At 67.3% G+C, this 10,113-nt stretch carries 12 protein-coding genes and 2 tRNA genes; 9 read left to right on the top strand and 5 right to left on the bottom strand.

Going from position 1 to position 10,113, the window contains the following annotated elements; translation table 11 throughout:
* The first annotated feature begins 6 nt into the window (after window positions 1–6).
* From VJ673_RS00530 to VJ673_RS00510, 5 genes are all read left to right on the top strand, one after another.
* Window positions 7–83 (top strand) — tRNA-Val (locus VJ673_RS00530).
* A 118-nt stretch (window positions 84–201) separates the two neighbouring features.
* Entirely contained in the window at window positions 202–585 is a 384-nt protein-coding gene (gene sdhC, locus VJ673_RS00525) for a succinate dehydrogenase, cytochrome b556 subunit (protein WP_324124049.1), read from the top strand.
* Complete coding sequence (gene sdhD / locus VJ673_RS00520) at window positions 582–926, top strand: succinate dehydrogenase, hydrophobic membrane anchor protein (protein ID WP_324124048.1); 345 nt, start codon at window positions 582–584, stop codon at window positions 924–926. Before sdhC ends, sdhD begins: the two co-directional genes overlap by 4 nt.
* A 21-nt stretch (window positions 927–947) precedes the next feature.
* On the top strand, window positions 948–1,643 hold the full coding sequence (locus tag VJ673_RS00515; protein ID WP_324124047.1) for a succinate dehydrogenase iron-sulfur subunit: 696 nt from the start codon (window positions 948–950) through the stop codon (window positions 1,641–1,643).
* A gap of 118 nt (window positions 1,644–1,761) precedes the next feature.
* A complete protein-coding gene (locus VJ673_RS00510; protein WP_324124046.1) occupies window positions 1,762–2,352 on the top strand; it encodes a hemerythrin domain-containing protein in 591 nt (196 codons plus the stop codon).
* A 59-nt stretch (window positions 2,353–2,411) separates the two neighbouring features.
* On the opposite strand, the gene VJ673_RS00505 is transcribed toward VJ673_RS00510, so the two are convergent.
* Window positions 2,412–2,485: transfer RNA gene (locus VJ673_RS00505), tRNA-Gly, on the bottom strand.
* Window positions 2,486–2,752: 267 nt separating this feature from the next.
* On the opposite strand from VJ673_RS00505, the gene thiS reads away from it, so the two are divergent.
* The 4 genes from thiS to sppA all read left to right on the top strand — a co-directional run bounded on the left by thiS (window position 2,753) and on the right by sppA (window position 6,463).
* Window positions 2,753–2,956, top strand: coding sequence for a sulfur carrier protein ThiS (gene thiS / locus VJ673_RS00500; protein WP_324124045.1), 204 nt, complete (start codon window positions 2,753–2,755; stop codon window positions 2,954–2,956).
* 60 nt (window positions 2,957–3,016) lie between these two features.
* Window positions 3,017–3,802 carry a thiazole synthase gene (locus VJ673_RS00495; RefSeq protein ID WP_324124044.1) on the top strand — a complete coding sequence of 262 codons (786 nt, stop codon included), beginning with the start codon at window positions 3,017–3,019 and terminating at the stop codon, window positions 3,800–3,802.
* Between the two features lie 67 nt (window positions 3,803–3,869).
* Complete coding sequence (trmB, locus tag VJ673_RS00490; RefSeq protein WP_324124043.1) at window positions 3,870–4,628, top strand: tRNA (guanosine(46)-N7)-methyltransferase TrmB; 759 nt, start codon at window positions 3,870–3,872, stop codon at window positions 4,626–4,628.
* Window positions 4,629–4,654: 26 nt separating this feature from the next.
* Window positions 4,655–6,463: a signal peptide peptidase SppA gene (gene sppA, locus VJ673_RS00485; protein WP_324124042.1), complete on the top strand. Its 1,809-nt coding sequence runs from the start codon at window positions 4,655–4,657 to the stop codon at window positions 6,461–6,463.
* A gap of 135 nt (window positions 6,464–6,598) precedes the next feature.
* Here sppA and hemW read toward each other — a convergent pair whose 3' ends face one another.
* The 4 genes from hemW to VJ673_RS00465 are packed head-to-tail and all read right to left on the bottom strand — an operon-like array spanning window position 6,599 to window position 10,091.
* Entirely contained in the window at window positions 6,599–7,840 is a 1,242-nt protein-coding gene (gene hemW / locus VJ673_RS00480) for a radical SAM family heme chaperone HemW (protein ID WP_324124041.1), read from the bottom strand.
* The gene (rdgB, locus tag VJ673_RS00475) at window positions 7,837–8,433 is read right to left on the bottom strand and encodes an RdgB/HAM1 family non-canonical purine NTP pyrophosphatase (RefSeq protein ID WP_324124040.1); all 597 of its coding nucleotides are present in this window, start codon (window positions 8,431–8,433) and stop codon (window positions 7,837–7,839) included. Before rdgB ends, hemW begins: the two co-directional genes overlap by 4 nt.
* A 7-nt stretch (window positions 8,434–8,440) precedes the next feature.
* Entirely contained in the window at window positions 8,441–9,160 is a 720-nt protein-coding gene (gene rph, locus VJ673_RS00470; RefSeq protein WP_324124039.1) for a ribonuclease PH, read from the bottom strand.
* Window positions 9,161–9,170: 10 nt separating this feature from the next.
* Window positions 9,171–10,091, bottom strand: coding sequence for a PP2C family protein-serine/threonine phosphatase (locus VJ673_RS00465; RefSeq protein ID WP_324124050.1), 921 nt, complete (start codon window positions 10,089–10,091; stop codon window positions 9,171–9,173).
* Window positions 10,092–10,113 lie beyond the last annotated feature (22 nt).

Raw genomic sequence — 10,113 nt, 5'->3', positions numbered from 1 at the left:
GCACGTGCGTCCTTAGCTCAGTTGGTTAGAGCGCCACGTTGACATCGTGGAGGTCGGCGGTTCGAATCCGTCAGGACGCACCAGCGCAAATTCCCGGTTTCGCACACTTCGCCGGCCGAAGGCTTGCGATAAGGGGTGACTCTTTCGAGTCCGCTTCCTATAGTCCAACGGACGTCCGCTCTTCCCCGATGGGAGGCCAGCATGCGAGCACGATCCCGCGGCCCGAAATTCCTCAACCTGTGGCAGATACGCTTCCCGATCGGGGCCGTCGCCTCCATCGGACACCGGATTTCGGGCGTCCTGCTGCTCCTGTGCCTGCCGCCGCTCGCGCTTTCGCTGGACCGCTCGCTGCACAGCGAGGCCGAGTTCGAGGCGCTGCGGGAGCTCGTTTCCGCGCCTTCCCGCGCGCTGCTGCTCACCGTCGTCGTCTGGGCCGCCGCCCATCACCTGCTCGCCGGCCTGCGCCACCTGCTGATGGACGTCGGCGCCGGCAGCCGTCTTGCCCAGGCGCGGATCAGCGCGTGGGCGGTGATCCTCGCGGCGGCGATCATTGCGGCGGCCGCCGCGTTGCGGTGGCTGACATGAGACTCTTCGCCGGGCAACGCGCCTGGGTGCTGCAGCGCGCGAGCGCACTCGTGCTGCTGGTCCTGCTCGCGCTGGCGGCGGCCGTGCTGCTCGTCGGTCCGCCAGTGAGCTACGCGCGCTGGCACGCGCTGGCGACGAGCTCCCATGGCGCGGTGCTGATCGTCGTCTTCTTCGGCGCGATGTGCCTGCACGGTTGGATCGGCGCGCGCGACATCGTGCTCGACTACGTCCATGCCCCGGCGCTGCGGCTGGCGCTGCTCACGCTGCTTGCCGTGCTGCTGTCCGCGATCCTGGTCCGCGTCGTGCTGACGATCGCGGCGCAACTGCCCGGTGCGGCCTGAACAAGCCGGGGAGGAGGGAACGTGCGCATCAGCATTTACCGCTTCAATCCCGAAACCGGGGCCAAGCCTCGTATGCAGGACTATGAGCTTGCCCCCGAGGCGGGCGACAGGAAGCTGCTCGACGTGCTGATGCGGCTGAAGACCGTCGACGACAGCCTGTCCTTCCGCCGTTCGTGCCGCGAAGGCGTGTGCGGTTCGGACGCGATGAACATCAACGGCCGCAACGGGCTCGCCTGCCTCACGTCGCTGGCGGGCCTCAGGGAGCCGGTCGTGCTGCGCCCCTTGCCGGGATTCCCGGTGATCCGCGACCTCGTCGTCGACATGACGCAGTTCTTCGCCCACTACCACTCGATCAAGCCCTACCTGATCAACGACGCGCTGCCGCCCGAGCGCGAGCGGCTGCAATCGCCGGAACAGCGCGAAAAACTCAACGGGCTCTACGAGTGCATCCTGTGCGCCTGCTGCAGCGCCTTCTGCCCGTCCTTCTGGTGGAACCCGGACAAGTTCATCGGCCCCGCCGGCCTGCTGCAGGCCTACCGCTTCATCGCCGATTCGCGCGACACGGCCACGGCCGAGCGGCTCGCCTTCCTCGACGACGTCTATCGCCTCTACCGCTGCCGCACGATCATGAATTGCACCGAGGTCTGCCCGAAGGGGCTGAGCCCCTCGCACGCGATCGAGCGTATCCGCCTCGCCCTGCTGCGCCAGTCTTCTTGAGGCGCGCTGAATGACAAAAATCATTTCCGACACCGGCGGATCGGCCGACGATGAAGTCGTGCGAAATCACTCCGGTGTCGACAACGCCGGACGTCGCCCAACCCCACTGGAGACCGCCATGTCCGGACACATCGCAAAATGGCACGCCGAGCATGCCAATTACCGCAAGCTGCTCAATCTGCTGCAATCAGAGACCGAACGCTTCGTCCGAGGTGCGCGGCCGGATTACGAACTGATGTCGGAAGTCGTGTTCTACATGACGCAATACCCCGACCTCGTCCATCATCCGCGCGAGGACGCGGCGTTCAGGCAGTTGCTCGCGCGCGACCAAGTCGCGTGGCGCCTCGTGGGGGAACTCTCACGCGAACACCAGGCGATTTCCGCCAGCAGCGCGACCCTCGCCGCAGACCTCGACGCGGCCGCCGACGGGGTGCCGATGTTGCGCGCGACGCTCGACGCCGACGTGCGCACCTACGTCGCGCTGCTCACGCGACACATGGACACCGAGGAGCGCGAGATCTTCCCGCGCCTCGCCGCCCAACTCGACAGCCGCGACTGGTTCCTCGTCAACTCCGCCGTCCATTTCGCCGCCGATCCGCTCTTCGGCGAAACCGTGCACGAGCGTTTCAAGGCGATCCACCGCAGCATCGCGCGCCACGCGGGTTGCCGTTGCCCCGAGCCGGCGGGGGATCTGTGCTGCCTCGAATGAGGCCATAAGACCGGAAATGAAAAAGGCCAGCATCAGCGCTGGCCTTTTTCATTGAGTTCTGGAGCGGGCGATGGGAATCGAACCCACGGCTCTAGCTTGGGAAGCTAGGGTATTACCATTATACGACGCCCGCTCGGAGGCCCGAATTGCGTCGGGCAGGGCGCCATTCTAATGACAGGCAAGGCGTTGCGCAACGATGGGCGGCCAGCGACGGCCGAACGCGTCAGTGTCCGTGATCTCGGGCTCCCGCCGCCGGGGATTTCACCTCAACACTCAGGCTGGGCCGGAACCGCGGATCCGGCAAGCGCATCACAGTCCAGAACGCTACGTGCGGAGCGGAATCGCCGCCCGCGCACATGCTAAACTTTAAGGCCGTTTACGCGTTCTTTTCGGCACTCGCATGATCCAGGTCACCATCAACGGTCAGAACGAATCCCTCGACGAAGGCTTGAGCGTGCTCGCCCTGTTGCAGGGCAGGGAGCTCGCCGGCAAGCGGCTGGCCGTCGAGCGCAATGGCGAGATCGTGCCCAAGGGCCGGCACGGCGAAGTCATGCTTGCCGAAGGCGACCGGCTCGAGATCGTCGTCGCCGTCGGCGGCGGCTGAGAGCTTACGAAAGCTGCTGCACGTCCGTATTCTTCCAACCCGAATTCCCGCAGGTCGAACATGAACGACTCACTGGTGATTGCAGGCAAGTCCTACGGCTCCCGTCTCTTGGTCGGGACCGGCAAGTACAAGGATTTCGACGAGACGCGCACCGCGATCGACGCGAGCGGCGCCGAAATCATCACGGTGGCAATCCGCCGAACCAACATCGGCCAGAACGCGGGCGAGCCCAACCTGCTCGACGCGCTGCCGCCCGAAAAATTCACGATCCTGCCGAACACGGCCGGCTGTTACAACGCCGAGGACGCGGTCCGGACGTTGCGGCTCGGGCGCGAGCTGCTCGACGGGCATCCGCTGTGCAAACTCGAAGTGCTCGGCGACCCGGCGACGCTGTTCCCGAACATGCCCGAGACGCTGAAGGCTGCCGAGATCCTGGTCAAGGACGGCTTCGACGTGATGGTCTACTGCGCCGACGACCCGATCCAGGCCAAGATGCTCGAAGAGATCGGCTGCGTCGCCATCATGCCGCTCGCGTCCCTGATCGGCTCCGGCATGGGCATCGTGAACCCGTGGAACCTGCGCCTGATCATCGACCAAGCCAAGGTGCCGGTGCTCGTCGATGCCGGTGTCGGCACGGCGTCGGACGCCGCGATCGCGATGGAGCTCGGCTGCGACGGCGTGCTGATGAACACCGCCATCGCGCACGCGAAGAAGCCGGTGCTGATGGCGAGCGCGATGAAGAAGGCGGTCGAGGCCGGGCGCGAAGCCTTCCTCGCCGGCCGCATGCCGCGCAAGCTGTACTCCGCTGACCCCAGCTCGCCGACCCAAGGCCTGATCGGCTCCTGATCCTTTCCCTTCACCGGGCTCCGCCGGCGGTTCGCACCGCGGCGGGGCCTCGTTCGTTTGCCGCCTCATGACCGCTAGCCGTCCCGATACTCCCGAATCCCTCGACTCCAATCCGCTTGCCGACGATCCGGCTCACGACCCGGAAGCGCGCTTCTCCAGTCGCTCGATCCGCAGCTTCGTGCTGCGCCAGGGCCGCATGTCGGTTGCGCAGCAGCGCCATCTCGACGAGACCCTGCCGAAAGTCGGCCTCCCCTACCGTGTCGCGCCGCTCGACCTCGACGCCGCCTTCGGGCGGGCTGTGCCGAAGATCGTCGAGATCGGATTCGGCATGGGCGAGACCACGGCGAAGATCGCTGCCGCCGCGCCGGACAAGGATTTTCTGGGCATCGAGGTGCACGGGCCGGGGGTCGGCAGCCTGTGCAAGCTGATCGCCGAAGGTGGGCTTGCGAACCTGCGCATCATGCAGCACGACGCCGTCGAGGTGCTGCGCGACATGATCCCGGAAGGCGCGCTCGCGGGCGTGCATGTCTTCTTCCCCGACCCGTGGCGCAAGAAGCGCCACCACAAGCGCCGCATCATCCAGCCCGACTTCGTCGCGCTGATCGCCTCGCGCCTCGCGCCCGGGGGCTATCTGCATTGCGCAACGGACTGGGAGGAGTATGCTCACTGGATGATGGAGGTGCTCTCCGGCGAAGCGCTGCTGGAAAACACCGCCGACGGTTTTGCGCCGCGCCCGGATTACCGGCCGCTGACGAAGTTCGAGAACCGCGGCCTGAAATTGGGCCACGGCGTATGGGATCTGGTGTTCCGGCGCCGCGGCGCCTGAGCCCGCGCTGAGGGAGAGCAGGGGAGATGGGTTCGGTAGGGAGGTTCTTGGCGGGACTCGGGCGCGCAATCGACCTCGTGCGGCGCGTCCTGATCAATCTCGTCTTCGTCGCCATCGTTGCGGTGATCGTCGTCGTCGCGCTGCGTCCGGCGCCGGGCGTCCCCGACGGGGCGGCGCTGCTCGTGCGCCCGATGGGCACGATCGTCGAACAGATGACGCTCGATGATCCGCTCGGACTCGTGCGCTCGGGCGGCGTGCCGGTCGCGCGCACCCCGCTGCGCGATCTGCTGGAGGCGATCCAGGCCGCGCGCGAGGATTCGCGCATCAAGGCGATCGTGATCGACACCGACGGCATGGGGAGCTCCGGCCTGTCGAAGCTCGCCGAGCTGCGCGACGCGCTCGTCGCGTTCAAGACCACCGGCAAGCCCGTGTTCGCGCGTGGCGAACGCTTCACGCAGGCGCAGTACTACCTCGCGAGCGTCGCCGACGTCGTCCACGTCGCGCCCGACGGTTTCGTGCTGCTGACCGGGCTCGCCCGCTATTCGAACTACTACAAGGGCGCGCTCGACAAGCTCGGCGTGAAGGTCCATGTGTTCCGTGTCGGCGAGTACAAGTCTTTCGCCGAGCCCTTTACGCGCTCCGACATGTCGGACGAAGACCGCGCGGCGACGCGCGACCTGCTGCAGGGCTTGTGGGACGGAATGCGTAGCGGCGTCGCGGGCTCACGCAAACTCGCTCCGGAGAAACTCGAACGCTACGTGTCGGACTACCCGGGCGTGCTCGCCGATGCCGCGGGCGACCCGGCCAAGGCGGCACAGGACTCCGGGCTCGTCGACGGCATGAGCCAGCGCGACGAGTGGCGCGACATGCTGAAGTCGCGCGTCGGCAGCGCCGATGACGGCAAGGACTATCGCCACATCGAGGCCTCCGATTACATTGCGGCGGTACGCGCCGCACGTCCCCACGAGTCGGACCGCATCGCAGTGCTGGTCGCGCAGGGCGCGATCGTCGACGGCGGCAACGACGGCGAATCGGTGGGCGGAGATAGCCTCGCGGACGAGATCCGCGCAGCGCGCGAGGATGGCCACGTGAAGGCCGTGGTGCTGCGCATCGACAGCCCCGGCGGCAGCGCTTGGGCGTCGGAAGTGATCCGGCGCGAGCTCGAACTGACGCGTCGCGCCGGCAAGCCCGTCGTCGCGTCGATGAGTTCGGTCGCCGCGTCGGGCGGATATTGGGTTGCCGCGGGCGCCGACGAGATCTGGGCACGTCCCGAGACGCTCACCGGCTCGATCGGCGTGTTCGCGCTGTTCCCCGAACTCGCCGAGCCGCTCGACAAGCTCGGCGTGACGACCGACGGCGTCTCGACCGGCCCGCTCGCGGGCGCCCTCGACCCGCGTCGCCCGCTCGATCCCGGCCTCGCGAAGGCGATCCAGCTCGGCGTCGACCACAGCTACCAGCGTTTCCTGCAGACCGTCTCGAACGCCCGCTCGATGCCGGTCGCCGACGTCGACCCGATCGCGCGCGGCCGCGTGTGGACGGGCGAGACCGCGAGCAAACTCGGGCTCGTCGACCATCTCGGTGGCGTCGACGGTGCGATCGCATCAGCGGCGAAGCGGGCGGGGATCGAGCACTACGAAACCGTGTGGCAGACGCCCGAGATCCACCCCCTGCAATTGCTGATGCGCCGCCTCATCGATGCCGCGATGCCGGCGAGTGCGGCGGTCGACTCGCCGCTGCAGCGCGTGTTCTCGGGGCTACGGGCCGAGGCGGCCGAGCTGCTGCGCTGGAACGATCCGCAGCACATCTACCTGCATTGCCTGTGCGAGGCCCCGTAGTAGGCCCGGTACAGCTTGCGAGCAGGCAAGCATGTAGGACGCGTTAGGCGATAGCCGTAATGCGCCGAATGCAAGCCCATCCGCGGCCGTGCGCCTCGTCTTTTGTGCTCTGCGCCGCCTGCGATGGGCTTGTGCTCAGTCCCGCAGGAACATCGTCAGCAGGTCGTTGAGGAAGCGCCGCCCCTGTTCGGTGGGGCGGATCTCCTCGGCGTTGATCTCGACGAGACCGCGCTGCCGCGCTTCCATCAGTTCCGCCTCGATCGCGGCCAGCGGTAGGCCCGTGCGCTCGGCGAAGAGCCGGCGCGGGAAGCCTTCAGTGAGCCGCAGCGCGTTCATCATGAACTCGAAGGGCAATTCCGCGACCCCGACTTCCCGCCGTTCCTGCACGAAATCGCGTCGCGCTGCGCCTTCGAGATAGCGGGTCGGGTGCTTGTGGCGCATCTCGCGCACGATGCCTTCGTGGCTCGACAGCTTGCCGTGCGCGCCGGCGCCGATGCCGAGATAGTCCCCGAAGGTCCAGTAGTTGAGGTTGTGGCGGCACTGCTGGCCGGGCTTCGCGAAGGCCGAGGTCTCGTAATGGATGAAGCCCGCGTCCCTGAGGCGTTCCTCGATCGCGTCCTGCATGTCGGCCGAGAGGTCGTCGTCCGGCAGCGGCGGCGGCGAATGCGCGAAGGGCGTGTTGGGTTCCAGCGTCAGGTGGTAGCACGAGAGGTGGGTGACGCCGAAGCCGAGCCCCGTTTCGAGGTCGGCGAGCGCTTCGGCGAGCGTCTGCTCGGGCAGCGCGTACATCAGGTCAAGGTTCACGCGCTCGAAGTGCGCGAGCGCCATGTCGATCGCGCGCCGCGCCTCGTCGCCGCCGTGGATGCGGCCCAGGCGCGCGAGCTGGCGGTCGTCGAAGCTCTGGATGCCGAGTGACAGCCGATTGACCCCCGCCGCGCGGTAGTCGCGGAAGCGCTGGGCTTCCACCGTGCCCGGATTCGCCTCCAGCGTGATCTCGGCCAGCGGGTCGAGCATCACCAGCATGCGGATCCCGGTCAGCAAGCGATCGAGGCCCGCCGACGAGATCAGGCTGGGCGTGCCGCCGCCGATGAAGATCGAATGCACGCGCCGGCCCCACACTTGCGGCAGCGCCGATTCGAGGTCGGCGAGCAGCGCGTCGATGTAGGCCGCTTCCGGAATCTCGCCGCCGCGCTGGGCGTGCGAATTGAAATCGCAGTAGGGGCACTTCTTCACGCACCACGGGTAGTGCACGTACAGCGCGAGCGGCGGTGAGGCCATGAGTTGCGGGCGGTCGGGCAAGGCGAGGGAACTCGCGCCGGCGGCCGGGGCGACCGTCAGCGGGATAACGCGGCGACTGCTCGCGGGACCAGCACTCACAGCGGATCGGTCTCCAGCCGTGCGAGGAGATGCCGCATCGCTGCGCCCCGGTGACTTAGCGTGTTCTTGAGCTTCGCTTCGAGTTCGGCGGCCGTCTGGTTCATCTCGGGCACGTAGAACAGCGGGTCGTAGCCGAAGCCCGCGTCGCCGCGCGGCGCATCGAGGATCTCGCCGTGCCATTCGCCGTCGGCGATCAGCGGGCGGGGGTCTTCGGCGTGGCGCACCAGCACGACAACCGAGTAGAAGTAGGCGCGCCGGTCCGTGACGCCTTCGAGCCGCTGCAGCAGCAGCGCGTTGTTGCGCGCATCCGATTTCGGCTCGCCCGCATAGCGCGCCGACTGCACCCCCGGCGCGTTGCCCAGTGCGGTCACACACAGGCCCGAATCGTCGGCGACCGCCGGCAGACCGGACAGCGCGGAGGCGTGGCGTGCCTTCGCGAGCGCATTCTCGATGAAAGTGTTGTGCGGCTCTTCCGCTTCCGGAATGCCTAGCGCCGCTTGCGGCACCACTTCGATGCCGAGCGGCGCGAGCAGCGCCGTCATTTCGGCGGCCTTCTTGGCGTTGTTGCTGGCGAGGACGAGTCGTTTGCTCATAATGATCTCACTGCTGCGCGAGCGCCGCCTTCTGCAGGGCGACGAGCTCGCGGATGCCTCCTTCTGCGAGTGCGAGCAGCGCGTTGAGTTCCTCGCGCGAGAAAGGCGTGCCTTCGGCCGTGCCCTGGACTTCGACGAAGCCGCCGGCGCCGGTCATCACGACGTTCATGTCGGTGTCGCACGCAGAGTCCTCGACGTAGTCGAGGTCGAGCACCGGCTGGCCGTTGTGGATGCCGACCGACACCGCGGCGACGAAGTCGCGCATCGGGTTCTTGGCGAGCTTGCCCGCGGCGACGAGCTTGGTGATCGCATCATGGACGGCGACGCAGGCGCCGGTGATGGACGCGGTACGGGTGCCGCCGTCGGCTTGCAGCACGTCGCAGTCGATGATGATCTGACGTTCGCCGAGCGCCGTCATGTCGACCACCGCGCGCAGGCTGCGGCCGATCAGACGTTGGATTTCCTGCGTGCGTCCGCTCTGCTTGCCTTTCGCGGCTTCGCGCGCGCTGCGGGTGTGCGTCGAGCGCGGCAGCATGCCGTATTCGGCCGTGAGCCAGCCCTGGCCCTTGCCGCGCAGGAAGGGCGGCAGCGATTCCTCGACGCTCGCCGTGCACAGCACGCGCGTTGCGCCGAATTCGATCAGCACCGAGCCTTCGGCGTGGCAGGTGAAGTTGCGGGTGATGCGGACCGGACGCAGTTCGTCGGCGCGGCGTTGGCTGGGGCGCATGAAGGCTTTCCTATTTGCTGTATTTCTGGATGGCGGAGTTGATCTCGTCGATGGCCTTCTCGATCTCGTCGTCGGTGATGTCGTAGCGGGCGGTCGGCGACTGGGTCGTGCGCTCGAAGGCTTCGAGCTGGGTCGTGAAGTTGTCGAGCGCCATGGTCTGCGTCGAGATCGCGTCCGCATGCGGCTGCGTCGTGTCGTCGTGCCATTGCATCGCGATCATCGACAGGTTGTCGCAGCTGGCGCCCGCGAGCTCCTCGGCCTTGTCCATCAGTCTCGGGACCTGGGTCATGACGTCGCCGGCGCAGAGCTCGGTCGCCAGCAACGCGTCGCCGACCGGGCCCCACACTCCGTCCGAGCACAGCGCGAGCACGTCGCCATCGCGTAGCGGCAGGCGTTTCGAGAACTCGACCTGCGGCGCATGATGGCCGCCGAGGCAGCTGTAGACGCGGTTGCGGCTGGGGTGACGGGCGGCTTCCTCGGCGTTGATGAGACCTTGATCCATCATCAGTTGCACGCGCGAATGATCCTTGGTGTGCATCGCGACCTGACCGCGGCGCAGCACATAGAGCCGCGAGTCGCCGGCATGCGCCCACTGCGCGAAGCCTTCCTGCACGACGCAGGCGACGACGGTCGTGCGCGGCGCTTCGGCCAAGTTCTTGTCGAAGGCGTAGTCGAGGATCGCGTTGTGCGCGTTGGTGAGGGCACGCGACAGGAACATCGAGGGGTCGGGCAGCACCGGACGGGCTTCGCGCTGGAAGGCCTCGGTGATGAACTGCACGCAGATGTGCGACGCGACGTCGCCATGCAGGTGTCCGCCCATGCCGTCGGCGACGAGCATCAGCAGCGCCTCGCGCGAATAGCAGTACGCCAGGCGGTCCTGGTTCGAACTGCGCTTGCCGATGCGGCTGTCCTGGTAAATGGTGAACTTCACGGTCGCTTCCTTATGTGCGTCC

The sequence above is a fragment of the Aromatoleum sp. genome (assembly GCF_035254505.1).
In the GTDB taxonomy this organism is placed as follows: Bacteria; Pseudomonadota; Gammaproteobacteria; order Burkholderiales; family Rhodocyclaceae; genus Aromatoleum.
The sequence above is the reverse complement of the archived record's forward strand: the minus strand, read 5'-3'. Positions and strand labels throughout refer to the sequence as shown.